Source organism: Rhodoferax aquaticus (assembly GCF_006974105.1).
Taxonomy (GTDB): domain Bacteria; phylum Pseudomonadota; class Gammaproteobacteria; order Burkholderiales; family Burkholderiaceae_C; genus Allorhodoferax; species Allorhodoferax aquaticus_A.
The window spans coordinates 2,727,653-2,751,321 of the sequence record NZ_CP036282.1 but is presented as its reverse complement, the minus strand read 5'-3'; the positions used below and the strand labels follow the sequence as shown (position 1 = coordinate 2,751,321).

Below are 23,669 nucleotides of genomic sequence, written 5' to 3'. Positions count from 1 at the left end.
TGCAATGATTGAAGGTGTATTCAATGAGGGCTTTGCTACCACGAGCTATGACTCGGTAGTCAATTGGGCTAAAACAGGCTCCATTTGGCCTATGACCTTTGGTTTGGCTTGTTGTGCTGTTGAAATGATGCATGCGGCGGCTGCGCGATATGACATTAGCCGTTTCGGGTCAGAGGTGTTTCGTGCGAGTCCTCGGCAGTCTGATTTAATGATTGTTGCAGGTACGTTGTGCAACAAGATGGCGCCAGCGCTTCGTAAGGTCTATGACCAGATGTCTGAACCACGTTGGGTTATTAGTATGGGTTCCTGTGCCAATGGTGGTGGCTATTATCACTACAGTTATTCAGTTGTACGTGGCTGCGACAGAGTCGTTCCTGTAGATGTGTATGTGCCAGGTTGCCCGCCCACAGCTGAGGCGCTCATTTACGGTATTTTGCAATTGCAGCAAAAAATCCGACGCACCGAAACAATTGCACGTGTGTAAGGTTCAATTATGACTGTCTATTCAGTGCGTCCCGAAGACCTGCAGGCGAGAGTGCTTGCTGTGCTAGGTGACAAAGCAATATCTTCATCGATTGCGTTAGGCGAGTTGAAGGTTGTTGTGGGTGCTGCGGAGTACCATGATTCAGCACTTGCTCTGCGTGACACGGTGGGGTGCCAGTTTGAGCAATTGATCGATTTATGTTGCGTAGATTACTCTGACTACAAAGACGGCGCCTATGAGGGTAAACGTTTTTGTGTTGTCTCGCATCTACTGTCGGTGACTTTAAATCAGCGTATTAGATTGGTCGTTTATGCTGAAGATGACGATATGCCAATCGTTGACTCAGTGTCTGACATCTGGAATTCAGCTAACTGGTTTGAGCGCGAAGCATTCGATTTGTTTGGTGTTGTCTTTGAGGGGCATACCGATCTGAGGCGAATTCTTACGGACTATGGTTTTATCGGACATCCGTTTCGAAAAGACTTTCCAGTGACAGGGCATGTAGAAATGCGATATGACCCCAAACTGGCTCGCGTGGTCTATCAACCTGTGACTATTGAAACGCGAGAGATAACGCCAAGAATCATCCGAGAAAACAATTACGGAGGCCTGCAGTAGGCAGAATCTTGCATGGCTGAAATCAAGAATTACACTTTGAACTTTGGACCTCAGCATCCTGCTGCGCACGGCGTTTTGCGTTTGGTGCTGGAACTAGATGGTGAGGTTATCCAGCGAGCGGATCCTCACATTGGTCTATTGCATCGTGCCACTGAAAAGCTGGCGGAAACAAAGACGTATATGCAAGCGTTGCCCTATATGGATCGCTTGGACTACGTGTCCATGATGTGCAATGAGCATGCATACTGCCTTGCGGTTGAAAAACTTTTGGGAATTCAGGTGCCGATTCGGGCTCAGTACATCCGTGTGATGTACGCGGAAATCACCCGATTGCTCAATCACCTGATGTGGCTTGGTTCGCATGGTAATGACTGCGGTAGCTCCACGATTTTGATATATACCTTTCGCGAGCGGGAAGACTTGTTTGACATGTATGAAGCCGCCAGTGGCGCGCGTATGCATGCTGCTTACTTTCGGCCAGGTGGTGTCTATCGCGATCTTCCCGACACAATGCCTCAGTTCAAAGCAAGTCGTGTACGCAATGCCAAGGGCGTTGCTGAACTCAACAAAAATAGGCAAGGTTCTTTGCTGGACTTTATCGAGGACTTTGCAAATCGATTCCCAGCTTGCTTGGATGAGTACCACACACTGCTAACAGAAAATCGTATTTGGAAGCAGCGTACTGTAAATATTGGTGTGGTGAGTCCTGAACGCGCGTTGAATCTAGGATTTACCGGTCCGATGCTTCGTGGGTCAGGCTTTGCATGGGATCTGCGCAAGACACAACCGTACGATGCCTACGCTCAGCTTGATTTCGACATTCCAGTCGGGAAAACCGGTGACGTTTATGACCGTTATCTGGTGCGCATGGAAGAGATGAAGCAATCCAATAGAATTATTCAGCAATGTGTCACTTGGCTAAAGGCCAATCCTGGTCCTGTCATTACGGATAACCATAAGATTGCACCACCTTCCCGCGAGTCGATGAAGACGAATATGGAAGGCCTTATTCATCACTTTAAGCTGTTCACCGAGGGTTTCCATGTCCCTGAGGGCGAGGCCTATGCGGCGGTGGAGCATCCGAAGGGAGAGTTCGGCATTTATATTGTGAGTGACGGTGCTAACAAACCCTATCGTTTGAAGATTAGACCCCCTGGCTTTGCTCATCTTGCCGCCTTAAACGAGATGGCGAGCGGCCACATGATTGCTGATGCTGTTTCTATCATTGGCACAATGGATATTGTTTTTGGAGAGATTGATCGATGATCTCTGACGCCATCAAAGCACGCTTTGCCGTAGAAGTTGCAAAGTACCCCGCGGAGCAAAGTCAGTCAGCCGTCATGGCATGCCTGGCCATTGTTCAGCAAGAGTACGGCTACGTCAGTACTGACAGCGAAACGGAAATAGCGCTCTATCTCGGCATGCCCAGCATGGCGGTGCATGAAGTTACGACCTTCTACAACATGTACAACCAGAAGCCTGTCGGCAAGTACAAGTTGAATGTGTGCACCAATCTGCCGTGCCAACTGCGTGATGGGTCTAAAGCCCTGCATTTTCTGGAGCAGAAGTTGGGCGTGAAGATGGGCCAAACGACTTCCGATGGATTCTTTACGCTTCAGCAAAGCGAGTGCTTGGGTGCCTGTGCTGACTCTCCAGTGATGCTAGTCAATGACAGGCATATGTGTAGTTTTATGACCAACGACAAGTTGGATCAATTGATTGAAGGTTTGCGTACAGCCGGAGATGCCCAATGAACGCGCTGAACGTTTTGTCCCAGTTCACGGCATCAGGATTGGAAACTTGCTTTCACGATCGCCATATCAATCCGCAGATCTTTGCTGGTCTTGATGGAAGCAATTGGAGTCTGAGTGACTATGTGGCTCGTGGTGGATATCAAGCGCTGCGCAAGATTCTGGCTGCCGATGGTGGAGAAGGTCTTACTCAGGACCAGGTGATAGCCACGGTCAAAGAGTCTGCGTTACGTGGGCGTGGTGGAGCGGGCTTTCCGACGGGATTGAAGTGGAGCTTTATGCCCCGCCAGTTCCCCGGGCAAAAGTATCTGGTCTGTAACTCCGATGAGGGAGAGCCAGGTACATGCAAAGACAGAGATATTTTGCAGTTCAATCCGCACATCGTGATTGAAGGTATGGCAATCGCCGCCTATGCTATGGGCATTTCGGTTGGTTACAACTATATCCATGGTGAGATATTTTCCGCCTACGATCGCTTTGAGTCAGCACTTCTGGAGGCTCGTGCTGCAGGCTTGCTTGGCGACAAAATCTTGGGAAGTTCTTTCAGTTTCCAGTTGCACGCAGCACATGGGTTTGGGGCCTATATTTGTGGGGAGGAAACAGCACTGTTGGAATCCCTAGAAGGTAAGAAGGGACAACCCAGATTCAAGCCACCATTCCCGGCTAGCTTTGGGCTCTATGGCAAACCCACAACGATCAACAACACGGAAACCTTTGCGGCGGTTCCGTGGATCATTCGGAACGGCGGTGCTGCGTATCTGGAGTGCGGAAAACCTAACAATGGCGGCACCAAGATCTACTCGGTCAGTGGAGATGTTGAGCGTCCGGGTAATTATGAGATTCCCATGGGGACGCCATTTTCTAAGTTGCTTGAACTGGCTGGCGGCGTCCGTAAGGGCAGTACCCTGAAGGCTGTTATTCCTGGCGGATCATCCTCACCCATCCTACCGGCATCTGTGATCATGGAGTGCACTATGGACTACGATTCCATAGCTAAGGCAGGTTCTATGCTGGGCTCAGGTGCTGTGATTGTTTTGGACGATACACGGTGCATGGTCAAGAGTTTGCAGCGCCTGAGCTACTTCTATATGCATGAATCGTGCGGGCAATGCACACCGTGCCGAGAGGGAACTGGGTGGCTGTCTCGAATGGTTGACCGTATCGAAAATGGCCAAGGGCGTCCAAGTGACATGGACCTGTTAGACAACGTTGCAGAAAACATCCAAGGCAGAACTATTTGCGCGCTGGGTGACGCTGCTGCGATGCCAGTGCGGGCAATGATTAAGCATTTCAGGCATGAATTTGAGCACCACATTGAGCACAAAAGCTGTGCGGTTCCGGCCTACGATTGAACGAGTCCCAAGATGATTGAAATTGAACTCGACGGAAAGAAAGTAGATGTAGCTGAAGGCAGCATGGTCATGCATGCAGCTGAGAAAGCAGGCACCTACATTCCCCATTTTTGTTACCACAAAAAACTCAGCATCGCGGCGAACTGCCGTATGTGCTTAGTGGATGTGGAGAAGATGCCTAAGCCCATGCCTGCATGTGCTACGCCTGTGACACAAGGGATGATTGTCCGTACCAAAAGCGACAAAGCCATTAAGGCGCAAAAGTCGGTCATGGAGTTTTTGCTGATCAACCACCCGTTGGATTGCCCTATTTGTGACCAAGGCGGTGAATGCCAGCTTCAGGATTTAGCGGTTGGTTATGGTGGTTCGCATTCTCGCTACGAAGAAGAAAAGCGGGTCGTTCCTGTTAAGGACGTGGGTCCATTGATCTCTATGGAGGAGATGAGCCGCTGCATTCATTGCACGCGTTGTGTACGCTTTGGACAGGAAGTCGCTGGCGTCATGGAACTGGGTATGTCGCATCGTGGCGAGCACGCCGAAATTGAAACATTTGTCGGCAGTGCGATTGAGTCCGAGTTGTCGGGCAACATGATTGATATCTGCCCAGTTGGTGCCCTGACGAGCAAGCCGTTTCGTTACAGCGCCCGCACTTGGGAACTGTCTAGAAGGAAGTCCATTAGTCCGCATGACTCCACGGGTGCTAATTTGATTGTCCAGGTTAAGAACAACAAAGTTATGCGGGTTGTTCCGTTGGAGAATGAAGAAGTCAATGAGTGTTGGATTGCGGATCGTGATCGTTTCTCATACGAGGCACTGAGTAGTCCTGATCGTTTGACCTCTCCGATGCTTAAGCAGGGTGGCTTATGGCATGCCGTTGATTGGCAGACTGCCCTTGAGTACATCGCAAATGGTATCAAGGATGTTATCTCCAAGGACGGTGCAAACGCTTTCGGTGCACTGGTAAGTCCCCACTGTACCGTTGAAGAGCTGCACCTTGCAACGCAACTCGTTCGAAAGCTTGGTAGTGATAGTGTTGACTATCGTCATCGCAATGCAGCGTTTGAAACTACAACTGCGGTTCGTTACCTTGGGCGAACGATTGCATCGTTGTCAACATTGCAGCGCGTGCTGGTAGTCGGCTCAAATCTTCGAAAAGACCACCCGCTATTCGCCCAGCGAATTCGTCAAGCGGCTAAAGCTGGTTGTGAACTGAATGTCATTGGTTCAGGCAGTTCAGATTGGGCAATTCCTGTACGACATAGTGCCAGCATTGCTTCCGATGCTTGGGTCAATGCGATGGCTGGTCTAGCGGCTGCTATTGCGGCTGAATTGGGTCTTTTGCCACCCGTAACTGCAGAGACAACGCCTACACTGACCAACATGGCAAGGTCTCTGCTCAGCGGTGAACGCAAGGCCATCCTGCTAGGGAATGGAGCCGCCCACCATGCTAAGTCGTCCAGTATTTTGACACTGGCTAATTGGATTGCGCAACATACGGGATCCACCGTAGGCTTTTTGACAGAAGCAGCCAATACCGTTGGCGCTCAGTTGGTGGGGGCGAAACCTCAGTCAAATGGATTGAATGCGGCACAAATGCTGGCGGGTGGCCTGCAGGCAGCATTGCTTGTCAACACAGAACCGGTTTTTGATTCAGCTGCTGGCTCGTCTTCTGCTACGGCCTTGGCTAAAGCAAAGATGGTGGTCACACTGAGTCCATTTAAGACAAACACAGAGTTCAGCGACGTGCTTTTGCCGATCGCGCCTTTTACTGAAACCTCAGGATCCTATGTAAACGCGGAAGGTCGTGTCCAAAGCTTCCACGCGGTAGTTAAGCCGCTCGGTGAAGCGCGGCCCGCGTGGAAGGTATTGCGGGTTATTGGCACGATGCTCGGCTTAGATGGTTTTGACTATCAGTCATCGCAGGCAATCTTGGCAGCGTTGACTGAATCAGGTCCTGAAGCAGAAAGTGTTTTGTCATCAAGCCGACTTGATAACTCCTGTTTTGCTGAAGTTGACCTCATACCGAGTGCAGTTGAACCTGTCGTCGCCAATATCTATCAACTCGATGGGTTAGTGCGTCGTGCGGATTCACTTCAACGTACCGCTGACGCTGTTGGAGTTTCTTCTGTGGCTTCAGTTAAGGGAGTTGCAGCATGATTGACGCAGTTTTTGCTGCTGGTTTGGGCTTGTTCGAAAGCGCTTGGTGGCAGTCCTTAGCGTGGCCCATATTTTGGACACTATTAAAAATAGTTGTTGTGGTGCTTCCATTGATGGGAGCTGTTGCTTATCTGACCCTCTGGGAGCGTAAGTTCTTAGGTTGGATGCAGGTGCGAGTGGGGCCAAATCGTGTCGGTCCTTGGGGCCTTTTGCAGCCCATTGCTGATGCATTGAAACTGTTGACGAAAGAAATACTGGTACCAACGGCTGCCAATCGTGCATTGTTCTTTATTGGTCCGATTTTGACGATCATGCCTGCGATGGCCGCTTGGGCGGTTGTTCCATTTGGCCCGGATGTTGCCTTGGGCAACATTAACGCTGGACTGCTATTCATAATGGCGATCACCTCCATGGAGGTCTATGGTGTCGTCATTGCAGGATGGGCTTCCAACTCGAAGTACGCATTTCTGGGGGCGTTGCGTGCGTCGGCTCAGATGGTTAGCTATGAAATTGCCATGGGATTTTGCTTGGTTATCGTGTTGATGGTTTCAGGCAGCATGAACCTCACTGAGATAGTGCAGGGTCAAGGCAAGGGCTATTTTGCGGATCAAGGACTGGGGTTTGCTTCTTGGAACTGGTTGCCTTTATTGCCAGTGTTCGTTGTCTACGTGATATCGGGTATGGCGGAAACTAACCGGCATCCTTTTGACGTAGTCGAGGGCGAGGCGGAGATTGTTGCCGGACATATGGTTGAGTACTCAGGCATGTCCTATGCCATGTTTTACTTAGCAGAGTATGCAAATATGTGGCTGATCTCGATTCTTGCTGCACTGATGTTTTTGGGTGGATGGTTATCACCGGTTGCCTTCTTGGATTGGATACCTGGCTGGATTTGGCTCGGACTGAAGACATGCTTTGTGGTTAGCCTGTTTATCTGGGTGCGTGCAACATTTCCTAGGTTCCGCTATGACCAAATCATGCGCTTGGGATGGAAAGTCTTTATCCCTGTGATGTTGTTTTGGCTAGTAGTGGTAGGTGCTTGGATGCAAACATCTTTTAATATTTGGAAATAGGAGCTTGCTATGTCATTGAACGCTCCTGCACGCGCGCGTAGCGCCTTTTCCATTAAAGATTTTTTATATAGTTTTTTGTTGCTTGAGTTGTTCAAGGGACTTGCGTTGACGGGGCGCTATGCCTTTAGACGCAAAGTCACTGTTCAGTTTCCAGAAGAAAAAACCCCACTATCACCGCGTTTCCGTGGCTTGCATGCTCTACGCAGGTATGAAAATGGGGAAGAACGTTGTATTGCATGTAAGCTCTGCGAAGCCGTATGTCCGGCGATGGCAATTACGATTGAATCGGACGTCAGGGCGGATGGTTCTCGTCGTACAACACGGTACGACATTGACCTGACGAAGTGTATTTTTTGCGGCTTCTGCGAGGAGAGCTGCCCCGTTGACTCTATTGTCGAAACTCATATTTTGGAGTATCACGGTGAAAAGAGAGGGGACCTGTACTTCACAAAAGAGATGTTGCTGGCTGTAGGGGATAAGTACGAATCCGAAATTGCGGCCAACAAATTGGCTGATGCCAAATACCGCTGATGCAGTCGAGAAAAGAGCTTTAGTTATGAATGTCACCACTGGCCTGTTTTATATCTTTTCGACCGTACTGCTCTTAGCTGCATTTAGGGTTATTACGGCCCGTAACCCTGTGCACGCAGCGCTCTTTCTGGTTCTCACGTTCTTTCAAGCAGCCATGATTTGGATGCTGTTAAAGGCAGAGTTTCTCTCCATTACATTGGTACTTGTGTATGTGGGGGCAGTCATGGTTCTGTTCTTGTTCGTTGTCATGATGATGGACATCAACGTCGAGAACTTGCGCATTGGCTTTTGGCGGCACTTTCCCCTGGCTGCGTTGATTGGCGTCGTGATCGCTTTAGAGATGACGGCTGTATTAATGGGTGGCTTTAGGGTTGCGGATGTTGCCCCGAGTCCAGAAGTAACCAATCTACCAAATACAAAACAACTCGGAATTTTGTTGTTCACCGAGTATGTGTATCCGCTTGAAGTTGCCGCCGCTATTCTTTTGGTTGCAATGATTGCTGCTATCGCTCTTACTCTACGAGCGCGGAAAGATAGCAAGTACGTTAATCCAGGTGACCAAGTTCGTGTACGGTCGAAGGACCGCATGACTGTGGTCAAAATGTCTGCTACAAAAATAGCGCCCGAATCTGAAAACATGGCTGAAGGCGCTGGGACCAAATCATGACATTAACACTAGGCCACTTTTTGTCTTTGGGTGCAATGCTGTTTGCACTTTCAGTCGTTGGTATTTTCTTAAACCGGCGCAACCTCATCGTATTACTAATGGCTATCGAGCTCATGTTACTGGCGGTGAACACGAACTTCATAGCGTTTTCCCATTACCTCAATGACATGCATGGGCAGATTTTTGTGTTCTTCATATTGACGGTCGCTGCAGCTGAATCCGCAATTGGATTGGCAATTCTGGTGCTCCTATTTAGAAATAAGTCCAGCATTAGCGTGGACGAACTCAATACGCTTAAGGGTTAATCACATGAGTCAAACCCTTTCCTCTTCCACTCTATTGGCTGTTCCCATGGCGCCCTTACTGGGTGCCCTTTTTGCGGGTGTTTTTGGTACAAAGTTTGGTGGCAATCACTTCGGACGACGTCTATGCCACTCCCTTACCATTTTGGGAGTTTTCATCGCCTTCGTGTTGTCCGCAATGACACTGTATTCCGTTGCTATAGATGGCGCTCGGTTTAACGAGACCCTTTATACGTGGATGGTGGTTGGCGGAATCAAGATGGAAGTAGGTTTCATGGTGGATGGGCTGACTGCCATGATGATGTGTGTGGTGACTTTTGTCTCACTCATGGTTCATGTCTACACCATTGGGTATATGGATGAAGATGCCGGTTACAACCGTTTCTTCGCCTATATTTCACTGTTTACGTTTTCAATGCTTATGTTAGTCATGAGCAATAACTTGCTTCAGTTGTTTTTTGGTTGGGAGGCTGTAGGGTTGGTTTCCTATTTGCTGATCGGCTTTTGGTTCAATAAGCCCACGGCCATTTTCGCGAATATGAAAGCGTTTTTGGTGAATCGTGTTGGTGATTTTGGGTTTATCTTGGGAATTGGGCTTCTCGTTGCATACACAGGCAGCCTAAACTACACAGAGATTTTTGGAAAGTCTGCAGAGCTGTCTGCAACTGTCTTCCCTGGCACGGATTGGCTGTTGGTGACAGTGATTTGTATTTGTCTCTTCATTGGTGCAATGGGGAAATCTGCACAGTTTCCACTGCATGTATGGTTGCCTGATTCTATGGAAGGCCCGACTCCGATATCGGCACTGATCCATGCCGCAACCATGGTAACTGCGGGAATATTTATGGTGTCACGCATGTCGCCATTGTTTGAATTGAGTGATACCGCACTTAACTTTGTTTTGGTCATCGGTGCCATTACGGCCTTGTTCATGGGCTTCTTGGGCATTATTCAAAACGACATAAAACGCGTGGTGGCATATTCCACCCTTTCACAGCTGGGCTATATGACGGTAGCCTTGGGGGCATCTGCATATTCAGTGGCAGTGTTCCATTTGATGACCCATGCGTTCTTCAAGGCGTTGCTATTCTTGGCGGCAGGTTCAGTGATCATGGGAGTCCACCACAACCAAGACATACGCTGGATGGGCGGACTTCGTAAGTACATGCCGATCACATGGGTTACCTCACTGTTGGGGTCGCTAGCGCTGATTGGAACGCCTCTTTTTTCTGGCTTTTACTCTAAAGATAGCATTATCGAAGCAGTCCATGAGAGCCATTTACCAGCCGCTGGATTCGCCTCATTTGCCGTGCTGGCGGGGGTATTTGTTACTGCCTTCTATTCGTTTCGGATGTACTTTTTGGTTTTCCATGGCAAAGAGCGATACGACCAGAACCCTGACGCGCACGACCATGACCACTCGGACCATGGGCACTCCAGCCATGGGGAGCACAAGCCACATGAATCCCCATGGGTTGTAACTTTGCCTTTGGTCTTGCTGGCCATTCCTTCTGTGCTAATCGGGTTTTTAACCATTGACTCCATGCTGTTCGGTGAATTTCTCAAAGACGCCATCTTTGTAGATCACGAGAAACATGCCGCTATGGAGGAGTTGGGCCAGGCCTTCCACGGAGCTATCGCAATGGCTATCCATGCGCTGAGTACCTTGCCGTTTTGGCTTGCTGTGGCCGGTGTTGCGACCTCTTATTACATGTACATGATCAATCCAGCTGTACCTGCAGCGATCAAGCGCATGGCAATGCCCATCTTCAATTTGCTCGAGAACAAGTACTACCTGGATTGGATCAATGAAAACCTTTTGGCAAAGGGCGCCAGAGGCCTAGGCAGCGTGTTGTGGAAATTTGGTGACCAAAAACTCATTGATGGAGGAGTTGTCAATGGGTCGTGGAAGCTGGTGTCTCGTGTGTCTGGGGTTGTACGGTTCGCGCAGAGTGGTTACCTATATCACTACGCCTTGGCAATGATTCTGGGAATCTTTGTTTTGATGACGTATTTTGTTTGGCTCAAGTAGGAGTATTGGAATATGGGTTTGTTGAGCCTTGCAATTTGGATGCCGATCGCCTTTGGCATATTGCTCTTGGTAGTTGGGCGTGATGAACATGCAACTGTCGTTCGGTGGGTCGCCTTGGTAGGCGCGCTGCTAAGTTTTTTGGTAACGCTGCCTTTGTATGGGCAATTTGAAATCGCTACCGCTGCGATGCAGTTTGTCGAAAACGTCCCATGGATTGAACGTTTCAACATTAATTACCATCTAGGAGTGGATGGTATTTCGCTGTGGTTCGTGCTGCTGACTGCCTTCATTAACGTGATCGTTGTTATAGCAGGTTGGGAAGTCATTACTCGGCGGGTCAATCAGTACATGGGTGCATTCCTAATACTGAGTGGCCTCATGATCGGTGTTTTTTGTGCCCTCGATGGAATGCTGTTCTATGTATTCTTTGAGGCGACACTGATTCCGATGTACCTCATTATTGGGGTGTGGGGTGGACCCAACAAGATCTATGCAGCGTTTAAGTTTTTTCTTTACACCTTATTGGGCTCCCTGCTCATGTTGGTGGCATTGATCTATCTGTACGCTAAGTCTGGTGGCAGTTTTGAATTGTCGGTGTGGCATGACCTCCCATTGCCGATGAATGCCCAGACATTGTTGTTCTTCGCGTTCTTTGCTGCATTCGCGGTCAAGGTACCTATGTGGCCCGTCCATACATGGTTGCCCGATGTACACGTGGAGGCTCCAACAGGTGGATCCGCCGTTCTGGCCGCCATTATGTTGAAGCTTGGCGCCTATGGGTTTTTACGTTTCTCCATGCCGATCGCACCAGATGCAGCCCATGAGTGGGCATGGTTGATGGTGGCGCTGTCATTGATCGCAGTCGTCTACGTTGGACTGGTGGCCATGATCCAGCAAGATATGAAAAAGCTAGTAGCTTACTCTTCAGTGGCTCATATGGGTTTTGTGACCTTGGGTTTCTTCATTTTCAACGCATTAGGCGTCGCTGGTGGTATTACCCAAATGATTGCCCACGGGTTTGTTTCTGCCGCCATGTTTTTGTCGATTGGCGTGCTGTATGACCGCGTACATTCTCGTGACATCTCAAGCTACGGCGGAGTTGTGAACACAATGCCTAAGTTTGCGGCCTTTGCCCTGTTCTTTGCGATGGCGAATTGTGGACTGCCAGGTACCGCTGGATTCGTGGGCGAATGGATGGTGATCTTAGGCGCAGTGAAGTTTAATTTCTGGATTGGCTTGGCAGCAGCCAGTGCCCTAATTTTCGGTGCGGCCTATTCGCTTTGGATGTTTAAGCGCGTGTACCTCGGGCCAGTTGCTAATGATGATGTGAAGGCGCTTGTGGATATCAATGCACGAGAGTTTCTGATGTTAGCGTTATTGGCAATCGCGACACTGTGTATGGGCATTTACCCCAAACCGTTTACTGACGTGATGGACGTTTCTGTGGCCGAGTTTTTGAAGCACGTCGCTGTTTCCAAGTTGAACTGATCCTACTGAATTGAGAGAAGAAAGATGATTGACAAAATCAGTTGGTTCACTGCCTTTCCCGAAATCATCTTGCTGGTGATGGCGTGTTTCATAGCGATCATGGATTTGTGGGTTAAGAGTCCACAACGGGGCCTAACCTACGCGGTTACGGTTTTAACGTTGCTCGTGGTTGCTGTCGTGCAGGCTAGTTATGCAAGTAGCGGTGCTACTTACTACGGCTTCGGCAATATGGTCGTCAGCGACACGATGGGGAATTGGCTCAAGTGTTTTGCATCCGTAGCGGTATTGGTTACTTTGGTGTACGGCCGCCCTTACGCAGCAACTCGAGACATGTTGCGCGGCGGGGAGTTGTTTACGCTGAGCCTATTTGCTTTGCTGGGCATGTTCGTGATGATTTCTGGGAATAATTTTCTGGTTATCTATATGGGCTTGGAGCTACTGACTTTGTCCAGTTATGCATTGGTGGCTCTGCGCAGGGATAACGCTGCTGCCACTGAAGCTGCGATGAAGTATTTTGTGTTGGGTGCAATGGCGTCTGGATTCTTGCTCTATGGGATGTCCATGATGTATGGCGCGACAGGTTCGCTGGACGTCAATGAAGTTTTCAAGGCGATTGCCTCTGGTCAGATTCGCCATCAGGTGCTGGTGTTTGGTGTAGTGTTTATCGTGGCTGGTCTAGCCTTTAAGCTAGGCGTGGTTCCTTTCCATATGTGGATTCCTGATGTCTACCAAGGAGCGCCGACAGCTGTAACTCTATTGATTGGCGGGGCACCTAAGCTTGCTGCATTCGCGATCACTATGCGCCTGCTTGTGGAAGGTATGTTGCCTATGGCGTTGGATTGGCAGCAAATGCTGATGGTGCTGGCGGTCGGGTCTTTATTCATCGGTAATTTGGCTGCCATCGCTCAAACCAATATCAAGCGCATGTTGGCGTTTTCCACCATCTCACAGATGGGTTTTGTCTTGCTTGGTTTGTTGTCCGGTGTGGTCAATGGAAACATTTTCTCTGCTGCAAATGCTTACAGCTCAGCCATGTTCTATGTGATCACTTATGTTTTGACCACATTGGCATGCTTTGGTGTAGTTCTGCTGCTATCACGCGAGGGTTTCGAGAGCGAAGAAATTGCTGACTTGGCGGGTCTCAACCAACGTAGTCCGCTTTACGCTGGTGTTATGGCGGCAGGTATGTTTTCCTTGGCAGGCATTCCCCCTATGGTCGGTTTTTATGGCAAGTTGTCAGTGTTGCAAGCGCTGATCGTGTCAGGTCAGCCGGTTTACTTGGGCTTGGCGGTGTTCGCTGTAATCATGTCATTGATCGGTGCGTTCTACTATTTGCGCATTGTGAAGGTGATGTACTTTGACGCACCCATTACCGCGACCCAAGTGGTTGCTGGTATGGATGTTCGCGTTACCTTGTCAATCAATGGCGGCTTGCTATTGGTCTTGGGTGTTCTTCCTGGCGCCCTGATGGCTTTGTGTGCGAATTCCGTTCTTCAGATGCTGGGCACTTAACTCCGTTCAAAAGTCAGCTACCTTGGGTGTTCTTACGTTGTGACTACGTCTTTGTTCGTTAGCCTTGTCGTGCTGTTGGCGTTAGTCGCAGCAAACCTTCCTTTTTTTACCAACAGGTTTTTGCTTGCGTTTGTGCTCTCAAAGCCAAAGGCTTTGCATATTCGTCTGCTAGAGTTGGTGATTTTTTACTTTTTGGCGGGTGGGTTTGGGCGATTGTTGGAGCGCCGTGTGGGTCAAATCGCTCCCCAGACTTGGGAGTTTTATGCGATTACGGGCACCCTGTTCTTGACGTTTGCGTTTCCAGGGTTCGTGTACCGGTACCTGTTGAAACGTGGAACGTGAGTCTGCTGTTTCTGCATGCGCGACAAGCACTTAATTGAGGTCAAGGAATCGACAGAAGAGATTCTGAAAGGACGATTTCTCCACGCTTTTCGTGACCATGTAACCCTACCGGATGGTGCGCGCGCTACCCGCGAGTATGTGCGGCATCCTGGCGCCGTGATGGTGATTCCTTTGCTGACCGATGGACAAGGTATTTTGCGTGTCGTGCTGGAGCGGCAGTTCCGTTATCCGGTGGGGCAGGTCATGATTGAGTTCCCTGCTGGTAAGTTAGACCCGGGCGAGAGCGTCATCCAGTGTGCACAACGGGAACTTGCCGAAGAAACAGGTTACCGAGCTCAGGAGTGGGCAAGGGCAGGGGTTATGCATCCGGTGATTGCGTATTCCACCGAGTTCATTGATATCTGGTTTGCCCGTGACTTGACTTTAGGTGCCCGCCAACTCGATAACGGCGAATTTCTGGATGTGTTCACCGCTACGCCAGACGAACTGCTTGGGTGGTGTCAGTCGGGCCAGGTGACAGACGCTAAAACCTTAACGGGCGCACTTTGGTTGCAAAATGTGTTAGCGGGCAAATGGTCGCTTGAGTGGCAGGCCTGCGCGTCGGCTACAGCTTGAGGCAGTGCACATCATGAAGGTCTTGGATTTACAGTGTGGGAACGGGCATGGCTTCGAGGGTTGGTTTGGATCTGAAGCCGACTATATAGATCAAAAGGCTCGTGCGTTGGTGCAGTGCCCGATGTGTAGCGATAGCCAAGTTCAGAAGAAGCTCAGTGCGCCTAGGCTGAATTTTGGCCCGAGAAATGAGGGTGCTGTACCGCTCAAGGCTATAGATAGCTCTGCCGGCACTGAAGGTGGTGCCGATCCAATGGACGCTTTAACCCAAGCCTGGCTAGACATTTCCAAACATGTGGTCGCAACCACAACCGACGTGGGCAGCCAATTCGCCGAAGAAGCCCGCAAGATGCACTACGGCGAAGCTGAAGAGCGCGCCATACGTGGCCGTGCTTCGCAGGAGGAAACCCAGTCCTTGCTGGAAGAAGGCATTAACGTGCTTCCACTACTACTGCCCAATGCATTGAAAAAGCCCTTGCAGTAGGAATTTGCAAGGGCTTTTTTGGCGTGCCTCAAACCAAGTGCGCCTCAATGTGGCGCACTGAGATTTGCTTAGGGGTACAAGCCACGCAATTCGCGTGCGTGCAAGATGCGCTTGCAAGCCACAATGAAGGTGGCTGTGCGTAAGGTCACCTTGTGGTCTTGCGAAACCTGCCACACGGCTGCAAAAGCCTCTTTCATGATGCGCACTAAGCGTGCGTTGATCTCGTCTTCGCCCCAGAAGAAGCTGGAGAAATCTTGCACCCATTCGAAGTAGCTAACGGTTACGCCACCGGCATTGGCGATGACGTCAGGAAGAACCAAAATACCGCGCTCTTGCAGTATGTCGTCGGCGGCCGGCGTTGTCGGGCCATTGGCACCTTCAATGATCAGCTTTGCCTTGATACGGCCGGCGTTGTCGACCGTAATTTGCTGTTCGAGGGCGGCGGGAATCAGGATGTCGCAATCGACCTCCCAAAAAGCGGCGTTGGGCAAGACATCGGCTTGTGTAAAGCCGGCCACAGTGCCTGCCTTTGCTACATGTGCCAATAGAGCCGTTACGTCTAGGCCCGAGTCTCGGTACACTGTGCCGCCATGGTCTTGGACAGCGACCACTTTTGCGCCGGTTTCAGTGAACAAACGCGCAGCCACGCCACCCACGTTACCGAAACCTTGCACCGCTATGCGAGCTGTTGATACGTCCATACCTAGGTGGCGCGCTGCCTCAACCCCCACGGTAAACACTCCACGCCCAGTAGCGTCGCGGCGGCCCAAGGAACCACCCAAATCCACAGGTTTACCGGTTACCACTCCGGTTGCAGTCGCACCTTCGTTCATGGAGTAGGTATCCATCATCCACGCCATGATCTGCTCGTTGGTGTTCACGTCAGGTGCCGGGATATCTTTGGTTGGCCCAATGATGATGCCGATCTCACTGGTATAGCGGCGGGTCATACGCTCAAGCTCACCGAGTGAAAGCTTCTTGGGGTCAACCCGAATGCCGCCCTTGGCACCGCCGTAAGGCACGTTAACGGCGGCATTTTTAATGGACATCCACGCGGACAAAGCCATCACTTCGGACAATGTTACGTCTTGGTGAAAACGCACGCCGCCTTTGCCTGGGCCGCGCGAGGTGTTGTGTTGTACGCGGTAGCCTTCAAAGTGGGCAACGGTGCCGTTGTCCAATTGAATCGGCACATCGACGATCAAGGCGCGCTTGGGGCGCTTAAGCGTTTCAGCCCAACGGGCGAGGTGACCCAGATAAGGAATCACGCGGTCGACTTGCTGCAAGTAGTTGCCCCAAGGGCCAAGGTTGTCGGCTTGCAAATACGATGGCACGGGGTGTTGTGCCGGCATGTTTCCGCTTGTGGCGGTGATGATGGTGTTTGACAAAATTGCTCCGTCTCGTTGTTAGAGCCTGCACTTTAGACTTCGGTGTAGGCCTTGTCCAAGGCTAACTTTTTTCACATCTATGCGTTTTATGCATGATTGTGTCTCTGGGCTCAAGCCTTGAGATTGACAATGCGCCCTGTGGCTTGTCCTTGGTTGTTAACCACAGGCGATGACAATGCATCCGCCTTTAGCGGATTTCCACTGGCGGCAAATTTGGCACTGGTTGCGGTGTACATGTCTTCCAAGAAATTTTGGGTTTTCTGGGGTACTTCGGAAGGCTTGCCGCTAGGTGCAGAGTAAGTAGCGTCGGCACGCCGGATCCTTGAACTCAAGTCACGAACCTGATCATGGTTCTTTTGGGCGTCCATTTCCGCAGCGTCAGCTTGGGCGCGCAAATTTTGCGCTGTTGCTTCTGCCTGGTCTGCATCGCGCTTGGCCTGCTCCAAGCGGGCTTTGTCCATCATGGCCTGTGGCGTAGGTCTGGCATAGCTCGCGGTAATAGTGGGCATACAAAGCTGCCTAGGTTCCCAAGCGCCAACACTTCAGGCACTTACATTGAGTTTGCGCCCGGTGACGTGCCCTTGCGTATTGATCACGGGTTGCTTCTGCACGGGCGCATGGGCCGTTGCAGCTTCTGACTTCACAGGGGCTTTTTCTTTCGGAGCCCGCTGTGCCTCGTCCGCCTGTTTGGTGGGGCGATCGTTGCGCACCGCTTGCTGGTTCACTGAAGAAACGTCCATGGCGAGCTCCCAAAATGAGATCACCCATTTTAGGTGTGGGTGCATCCAAACTCAAGGCCTCGTTGAGATGTGGCCAAAGCCGTTGGCACGCTACACGTTGAACTGCAATGCCGCCAAGCCCGCGTAAATGCCACCCAGTGCTACCAGCTCAGCATGTGTGCCTTGCTCTACCAGCTGACCGTGGTCTAGCACCAAAATACGGTCTGCCTTTTGCACCGTGGCCAAACGATGGGCCACGACCAGTGTGGTGCGGTCGCGCATGGCCGACTCTAGTGCTGCTTGCACCATGCGTTCGCTCTCCGCGTCCAATGCGCTGGTCGCTTCGTCCAAGAGCAGCAGGGGCGGGTTCTTGAGCATGGCGCGGGCAATCGCGATGCGTTGGCGTTGACCGCCTGATAAGCGTAATCCCCGCTCTCCCAAAAAGGTGTCGTAGCCCTGGGGCAGATCGCTGATGAACTCATGGGCAAACGCTGCATGCGCGGCAGCTTTGACCTCTTCATCGGTGGCATCAGGGCGGCCATAGCGAATATTTTCGAGCGCGGAGCTGGAGAAGATCACAGCGTCTTGCGGCACGATGCCTATGCGTTGGCGTAAGGCCTCTAGCGATAGCTCCCGCGTATTGGTGCCGTACAGCACAATATTGCCGCTTTGTGGGTCATAGAACCGCAGCAAGAGCTGAAACACCGTACTCTTACCGGCGCCGCTGGGGCCCACGATGGCCACCGTTTGGCCTGGGTGTATGTCCAAGCTAAACCCCGCAAGGGCAGGTGTGTCTGGGCGTGATGGGTAGTGGAATGTTACTGCTTCAAATTGAATAGCACTCCCCGCAGCAGGCATGGGCGATAGCACTGGTTTTTGAGGTGAAGTGATAGGGCTCTGTGTACCGAGCAGTTCCATGAGCCGCTCTGTGGCTCCGGCGGCGCGCAACAGGTCGCCATAGACCTCGCCCAAAATCGCAAATGCGCTGGCCAAGATGATTACGTACACCACCGTCTGGCCCAAATGGCCCGCGGTGATACGGCCCTCCATAACCGCTTGGGTACCTTGGAACAAGCCCCAAAGCAGAGCAGCCGACGTCGCAATGATGATGAAGGCCACCAGCACGGCTCGGGCGCGGGTGCGCTTCACCGCCGTGTTGAATGCTTGGTCGGTGGAGTCGTTAAAACGCGTGGCCTCACGCCCCTCGGCGGTGTAGCTCTGTACCACGGGAATGGCGTTGAGCACTTCCGCCGCAATGGCGCTGGAGTCTGCAACGCGGTCTTGGCTGGCGCGCGAGAGCTTGCGCACGCGCCGTCCAAACCACAGGCTGGGCAACACAATCAAAACCAGCACCAGCAGCACTTGAAACATAACGACCGGGTTGGTCCACACCAGCATGGCCAGCGCCCCCACACCCATCACCAAATTGCGCAGGCCCATGCTCAAGGACGAGCCCACCACCGTTTGCACCAGCGTGGTGTCCGCTGTGAGCCGGGACAAAACTTCGCCAGTTTGCGTGGTTTCAAAAAACTCTGGGCTTTGGCGCAGCACATGCTGGTACACCGCATTGCGCAAGTCTGCCGTGACACGTTCGCCCAACCAGCTCACCATGTAGAAGCGCCCGGCTGAAAAAATGCCCAGCGCCACCGCCACAGCAAACAAAAGCGCGAAATGCTCGCGCATGGCCATCACTTGCGCGCCTTTGTCAGTCTGCACCAAGCCACCGTCAATGAGGCTGCGCAAAGCCACCGGAAACGCCAAAGTGGCCACCGCTGCCAGTACCAAGAGCACTAGGGTGGACGCAATGTGGTTGCGGTAGGGCCGCAAAAATGGCAACAAGCCAGAAAGCGATTTGGGGCTTTGGGATTTGGGTCGTTCTGAAGTCATGGTCGCTTAGATGGGGGCGGTGTCCGCACTGTACAAGGTGTAGCAGTGCAACAAGCGCATTATTCTGTATGAGGGTCAAAAGTGCTGATTGCGCCCATGGAATAAGCGCAAGCAGCTATAAAAAGTGTAGTGGTTCGGGCGCGTTGTTGGAGTCTGCTTGGCTTTAGGCAAATGCTGCGTCTCCTACAGTTTGAGCGCCTTGGCATAGCCGGTCATTTCAAGGTAACCCCGCCCTACCAAGCGGCCGTTACTGTCCCACAGGGTACACAAGCCTTCCCAATAGATGGCACCGGTCGATGCGCGGCTGTCGAGTTCTTGGTTGTCCAGCATTGCTTTGACGGTGTAAATGTCCGCTGGGGTGCGCACGGTCCATTCCACGCCATATACGGCGCGGCTGATGGGGCTAGTCCAAAACCGCGTCGCTTGAAAGGTGACTTCGCCCCGGCTAAAGGTGTAGAGCTGCCCCGCGCTGCGAAAGGAGCCGCCATCCCACAGTGCCTGGCCTTGGGCGTCACGCAGGCGAAATGCGGTGAGCGCGCTGCCGTCTGTGAGGTTCATGCCAATCCAATCCCAGCCCACCGCGTTCGGGTGCAACAGGGCTTGGCTCCACTCATGGTCCAGCCATGCGCGGCTTCCCGGCTCGATCGCGTGGCTGACGTTGTTCAAGTCCAGCGTGCCTTGCACCGCGAGTTGCGGTTGGCTGTAGTAGTAGCTGGCTTGCTCGGGGTCTGGCCCCTTGCGCGAAAGCCCGTCTTTGCCTTGCAGCAGCACAGGCTGGGTGGGCGTCAAACGCAGTTGAAGCTTGAACTGTGGGCTGGGCAGCGTGGCATGCAACTCCGCGCCCACGCGTTTGAGCGACCAGTCACGCAGCACCACGTCGGTGTCGGTGGTGCTGGCGCTTGCCAAGTCGACGTTGGAGGTGCTGGCCGACTCTGTACGGGGCACGCGCCCTGACCAGCGCGCAGTGCGTTGGTCATGCCAGAGTTTCTTGCCTTGCACGTCGGTGATGGCCGCATGCGCAAAAATGAGTTGCTTGGCCGCAAAGCCTGAGCGCATGCCTTGGGTCTGCGGGACCCGGCTGCGAAAAAACGTGAGCTGAAACCCATACGCCGCCTCGCGCCCCCGGGCATTGGCATAGCCGGTGATGTACCACCACTCCGTTTGAAAATCAGGATGGGCCCCCGCGTCCCGCGGAAACTGCAAGCGCATTGGCGCCAAAGCATGGGCGCATGGAGCCATAGCCAGAGAGTACAGGCTTGCCGCTTGCAGCAGCTGGCGGCGACTTAACGCTGGCAGAGTGGGCATGTCGGGCGGGGTCATCTCACGCTGCAATCTGCAAGTAGGGGCGACGCAGCACACCTTGGTAGGCCCCGAATCGCATGCAGCAACCGGGCTTCTTCGTTGAGAGGAGGGGTGTCCATGTTGTGCTTAGATGCGGCATGCAAAGGCAAGGTGGGGTTGCGGCCAGATGGCTTGGAAGAGCATATTTCGGTTGCATAAGGCGAAGTAAATGGTGTGTTGCTGGCATCTACCAATCTTCTTTCACAGCCAGCACCGCATCTTGACCTGCCGCGGCGCGGCCCGATAGCCACACGGTGACTGTGCCCGCAGCAACCACTGCAGCACCCAAAGCACCGAGGCGCAGCCAAGGAACGTTCAGGTCCATCGTCCAGTGAAAGCTTTGGGGGTTGACCACATGCACCAGCACCAAGGCCACGGCCAAGCCCAGGGCAATTCCAGCGAGGGCGCCGAGTGAGGTCCACGCCAAACCTTCCAGCGCCACCACCTTCAAAACCTGCTGCCGTGTGAGCCCTAAGTGCACCAAGAGCCCAAACTCTTTGCGCCGCGCCAGCACTTGCGCACTGAAGCTGGCCGCCACGCCAAATAGACCAATACCTATGGCCACGGCTTGCAGCCAGTAGGTCACCGCAAAGCTGCGGTCGAAGATGGTGAGGGTAGTGGCCCGAATGCTTTGGGTGGACCCAAACTCCAAAAGCGCATCGGCCTGCGCCATGGCTGTGTTGCTGGCACTTGGTGCGGATGCGCGGGCTTGCTCGCGGGCCAAGTCGCGCAAGGCTTGCTCCACGCGCACCAGTTGTTGCTTGGCTGTATCGTGCTCAACGCTGCCCGGACGCGCTGGCTTAAGCCATAGCGACAAGTCATTGACGCGGGTGTCGCCGCTCAAGCGCTCAAAGTCGGCGGCGTCCATGGCAATGGTGCCAAACTGGCGAGCATAGTCTCGCCACACACCTGCTACATAAAACGTAGCTGCCTGCGCTGTATTCATGGGCGCTAGAGGTCTAAATGCCTCGTTAAGCGCCGGGAAATTCTGCCCCAGGCCTGCGCCATGCAGGTCCACCATGGCCTCGCTCACATAAATGCCAATGGCACCTGGCGGCACCGGCAATGGCGCGCCTGTGAGTGGCAATGGCACACCCCCATCTTGACCGTGCAAGGGGCGGGCGATCAAGGTCACGGCAGGCAGGGCGGGGTTGAGCAGCAGCGGCACGCTGCGCTGGGTGCTGAGTTTTTCTACCTCCGGCAATAGGCGCGCAGCGCGCACAAAGGCTGGGTCGAAATAGCTGGTGTCGTTGGCGCTGCCACTGTTGGCCGTGCGCACATACAGGTCTGCGGGCAGCACAGTATCTAACCACTGCGTCACAGAATGCCGAAAGCTGGCCACCATCACGGTCAAAGCCACGGCCAGGCTCAGTGCGGCCACCACGCCACTGACTGCTACGGCAGCACTTTCGCGCACACGGCGGGCGCGCTCCACGGCCAAGAGTGGCAAGGCCTGCCCTTGCACCCAGGGCGCCAAGCGGTCCAGCACCACGCCCACCAGCAAGGGCAAGGTGCTGATGCCACCTAGCAGCAGCAAGGCCACGCTGGCATACGCCGCCAAGGCAATGCCGCCCATGGGCGGCACCCATGCCAGCGCGCCTGCAATCAGTAGGAGCACAAAGCCATGCCATGGGCGCTTGCCTCCCGATCCTCCCAAGCCCAAGCCCAAGCCTGCGCCCAAGCCCTTGAGGGTTTGCGCAGGCGGCAAACCTTGCGCCAAACGTGCCGGCCACCAAGCACCCAGCACCGCAGCGCCTAGGCCCAAGACGCCAAAGCCCAAGGCAGCGTAGGCGCTCCATTGCAAGCGCGGCGCACCGCCCGTGAAGTAGCCGCCGCCCAAGTCCGCGCCCAAAAAGTGCAGCGCAGCCATGGCCAAACCAGTGCCCAAAGCAATCCCCAGCACGCTGCCTATCAGCCCAAGCACACAGGCTTCCAACAGCACCAAGCGCATGGCCTGCGCGCCGGTAAGCCCCAGCACACGCAGCAAGGCAAACTGCTGCGCCCGGCGTGTCACGCTCAGCGCCAGTACCGAAAACACCAAAAAACCCCCGGTAAACAAAGCCACCAAGGCCAATACAGTCAAGTTGATGCGGTAGGCACGTGACAAGGTGCCCAGGCGCGACACCGCCTCACCCGGCTCGCTCACGCGAACACCCGCAGGCCAGTCACTTTGGGCCTGCACCGCCTGGATAAACGCCGCCTTGTCCACCCCTGGGCGCAAGCGCAGGTCTATGCGGCTGAGCTGGCCTTGGCGGTCAAACAGGTCTTGGACAGCGCCAATGTCCATCACCGCCAGCGCCGCGCCACTGGCTTGCACATGGCCAGCCACACGCACGGGTTTGAGTTGCAGGCCTAGCTGCAAGTCGATGTGGTCTTGCGGCAGCTGCGTGCGCGCAGTCGCGTTCAAAAACACCGAGTCCGGCGCAAAAATGGCCAAGCGGTCAGCGTCTGCTGCGGGCTGCGGCATCAAGTCAGGTGCCATAGCCGTCACCTGCAATGCGTCTACGCCAACGACTTTGAGCAATACGCGGGGGGGTGTTGCGCCCGGGCGCAGCGCGTAGGTGCTCAGCTCTAGCACAGGGCTTACGTGGGCTACATCCGGGTGTCTGGCCAAACGCGGGTACAGGCCCTCGTCGAACAAACCGCTGAGCCCGCCGCTCGCACGCACCTCTAAATCCGGCTTGCCGCTGACCGACTGCGCTGCTTGCGCAAACTCGTCCAAAGCCGACGCGTTAATCACATGCACCGCAAAGGCCAAGGCCACGCCCAGCATGACCGACACCACCGCTGCGGCATTGCGCCAGGGGTGCTGTCGCAATTCCTGCCAAGAGTAGGTAATGAGGAGTGAGGCAATCGCGCTGCGCATAGGCCTCCATTGTGCGGCGTGCGCAGGCTGCGCCGCGTGCTGTGTGGTCATGTGGTGTGGTCT

General features: G+C 53.3%; 22 protein-coding genes. 16 read left to right on the top strand and 6 right to left on the bottom strand.

Going from position 1 to position 23,669, the window contains the following annotated elements; all coding sequences use genetic code 11:
- Positions 1 to 4 precede the first annotated feature (4 nt).
- From EXZ61_RS12590 to EXZ61_RS12515, 16 genes are read left to right on the top strand one after another with little or no spacing between them, the layout of a single operon-like run.
- A complete protein-coding gene (locus EXZ61_RS12590; RefSeq protein WP_142812094.1) occupies positions 5 to 484 on the top strand; it encodes a NuoB/complex I 20 kDa subunit family protein in 480 nt (159 codons plus the stop codon).
- 9 nt (positions 485 to 493) lie between these two features.
- A complete protein-coding gene (locus tag EXZ61_RS12585; protein WP_142812093.1) occupies positions 494 to 1,102 on the top strand; it encodes an NADH-quinone oxidoreductase subunit C in 609 nt (202 codons plus the stop codon).
- Positions 1,103 to 1,114: 12 nt separating this feature from the next.
- Positions 1,115 to 2,368 (top strand): NADH-quinone oxidoreductase subunit D, encoded by a 1,254-nt coding sequence (locus tag EXZ61_RS12580; protein ID WP_142812092.1) that lies wholly within the window; start codon positions 1,115 to 1,117, stop codon positions 2,366 to 2,368.
- Entirely contained in the window at positions 2,365 to 2,856 is a 492-nt protein-coding gene (locus tag EXZ61_RS12575) for an NADH-quinone oxidoreductase subunit NuoE family protein (RefSeq protein WP_142812091.1), read from the top strand. Before EXZ61_RS12580 ends, EXZ61_RS12575 begins: the two co-directional genes overlap by 4 nt.
- On the top strand, positions 2,853 to 4,205 hold the full coding sequence (gene nuoF, locus EXZ61_RS12570) for an NADH-quinone oxidoreductase subunit NuoF (RefSeq protein ID WP_142812090.1): 1,353 nt from the start codon (positions 2,853 to 2,855) through the stop codon (positions 4,203 to 4,205). The genes EXZ61_RS12575 and nuoF overlap by 4 nt, the downstream gene beginning before the upstream one ends.
- 12 nt (positions 4,206 to 4,217) lie before the next feature.
- Positions 4,218 to 6,362 carry an NADH-quinone oxidoreductase subunit NuoG gene (gene nuoG, locus EXZ61_RS12565; protein ID WP_142812089.1) on the top strand — a complete coding sequence of 715 codons (2,145 nt, stop codon included), beginning with the start codon at positions 4,218 to 4,220 and terminating at the stop codon, positions 6,360 to 6,362.
- Entirely contained in the window at positions 6,359 to 7,435 is a 1,077-nt protein-coding gene (gene nuoH, locus EXZ61_RS12560; protein ID WP_142812088.1) for an NADH-quinone oxidoreductase subunit NuoH, read from the top strand. The genes nuoG and nuoH overlap by 4 nt, the downstream gene beginning before the upstream one ends.
- Before the next feature lie 9 nt (positions 7,436 to 7,444).
- The gene (nuoI, locus tag EXZ61_RS12555) at positions 7,445 to 7,966 is read left to right on the top strand and encodes an NADH-quinone oxidoreductase subunit NuoI (protein WP_142812087.1); all 522 of its coding nucleotides are present in this window, start codon (positions 7,445 to 7,447) and stop codon (positions 7,964 to 7,966) included.
- A 25-nt stretch (positions 7,967 to 7,991) separates the two neighbouring features.
- Positions 7,992 to 8,633 carry an NADH-quinone oxidoreductase subunit J gene (locus tag EXZ61_RS12550; RefSeq protein ID WP_142812086.1) on the top strand — a complete coding sequence of 214 codons (642 nt, stop codon included), beginning with the start codon at positions 7,992 to 7,994 and terminating at the stop codon, positions 8,631 to 8,633.
- Positions 8,630 to 8,938 (top strand): NADH-quinone oxidoreductase subunit NuoK, encoded by a 309-nt coding sequence (gene nuoK, locus EXZ61_RS12545; RefSeq protein WP_142812085.1) that lies wholly within the window; start codon positions 8,630 to 8,632, stop codon positions 8,936 to 8,938. Before EXZ61_RS12550 ends, nuoK begins: the two co-directional genes overlap by 4 nt.
- A gap of 4 nt (positions 8,939 to 8,942) precedes the next feature.
- On the top strand, positions 8,943 to 10,967 hold the full coding sequence (nuoL, locus tag EXZ61_RS12540) for an NADH-quinone oxidoreductase subunit L (RefSeq protein ID WP_142812084.1): 2,025 nt from the start codon (positions 8,943 to 8,945) through the stop codon (positions 10,965 to 10,967).
- 12 nt (positions 10,968 to 10,979) lie between these two features.
- The gene (locus EXZ61_RS12535) at positions 10,980 to 12,455 is read left to right on the top strand and encodes an NADH-quinone oxidoreductase subunit M (protein WP_142812083.1); all 1,476 of its coding nucleotides are present in this window, start codon (positions 10,980 to 10,982) and stop codon (positions 12,453 to 12,455) included.
- Positions 12,456 to 12,479: 24 nt separating this feature from the next.
- On the top strand, positions 12,480 to 13,967 hold the full coding sequence (gene nuoN / locus EXZ61_RS12530; RefSeq protein WP_142812082.1) for an NADH-quinone oxidoreductase subunit NuoN: 1,488 nt from the start codon (positions 12,480 to 12,482) through the stop codon (positions 13,965 to 13,967).
- A 39-nt stretch (positions 13,968 to 14,006) separates the two neighbouring features.
- Positions 14,007 to 14,309 (top strand): DUF2818 family protein, encoded by a 303-nt coding sequence (locus tag EXZ61_RS12525; protein WP_142812081.1) that lies wholly within the window; start codon positions 14,007 to 14,009, stop codon positions 14,307 to 14,309.
- Positions 14,310 to 14,324: 15 nt separating this feature from the next.
- A complete protein-coding gene (locus tag EXZ61_RS12520; RefSeq protein ID WP_142812080.1) occupies positions 14,325 to 14,924 on the top strand; it encodes an NUDIX domain-containing protein in 600 nt (199 codons plus the stop codon).
- Positions 14,925 to 14,937: 13 nt separating this feature from the next.
- The gene (locus tag EXZ61_RS12515) at positions 14,938 to 15,405 is read left to right on the top strand and encodes a DUF1178 family protein (protein WP_142812079.1); all 468 of its coding nucleotides are present in this window, start codon (positions 14,938 to 14,940) and stop codon (positions 15,403 to 15,405) included.
- A 68-nt stretch (positions 15,406 to 15,473) separates the two neighbouring features.
- On the opposite strand, the gene EXZ61_RS12510 is transcribed toward EXZ61_RS12515, so the two are convergent.
- The 6 genes from EXZ61_RS12510 to EXZ61_RS12485 form a co-directional block, all read right to left on the bottom strand.
- Entirely contained in the window at positions 15,474 to 16,757 is a 1,284-nt protein-coding gene (locus EXZ61_RS12510) for a Glu/Leu/Phe/Val family dehydrogenase (protein ID WP_142814233.1), read from the bottom strand.
- A 146-nt stretch (positions 16,758 to 16,903) separates the two neighbouring features.
- A complete protein-coding gene (locus EXZ61_RS12505; RefSeq protein ID WP_142812078.1) occupies positions 16,904 to 17,302 on the bottom strand; it encodes a hypothetical protein in 399 nt (132 codons plus the stop codon).
- A 33-nt stretch (positions 17,303 to 17,335) separates the two neighbouring features.
- Entirely contained in the window at positions 17,336 to 17,533 is a 198-nt protein-coding gene (locus EXZ61_RS12500) for a hypothetical protein (RefSeq protein WP_142812077.1), read from the bottom strand.
- 90 nt (positions 17,534 to 17,623) lie between these two features.
- Complete coding sequence (locus EXZ61_RS12495; protein ID WP_142812076.1) at positions 17,624 to 19,399, bottom strand: ABC transporter transmembrane domain-containing protein; 1,776 nt, start codon at positions 19,397 to 19,399, stop codon at positions 17,624 to 17,626.
- A 183-nt stretch (positions 19,400 to 19,582) separates the two neighbouring features.
- Positions 19,583 to 20,719, bottom strand: a complete 1,137-nt coding sequence (locus EXZ61_RS12490; protein WP_142812075.1) for a lipocalin-like domain-containing protein — start codon at positions 20,717 to 20,719, stop codon at positions 19,583 to 19,585.
- A gap of 208 nt (positions 20,720 to 20,927) precedes the next feature.
- Positions 20,928 to 23,606: an ABC transporter permease gene (locus EXZ61_RS12485; RefSeq protein WP_142814232.1), complete on the bottom strand. Its 2,679-nt coding sequence runs from the start codon at positions 23,604 to 23,606 to the stop codon at positions 20,928 to 20,930.
- Positions 23,607 to 23,669 lie beyond the last annotated feature (63 nt).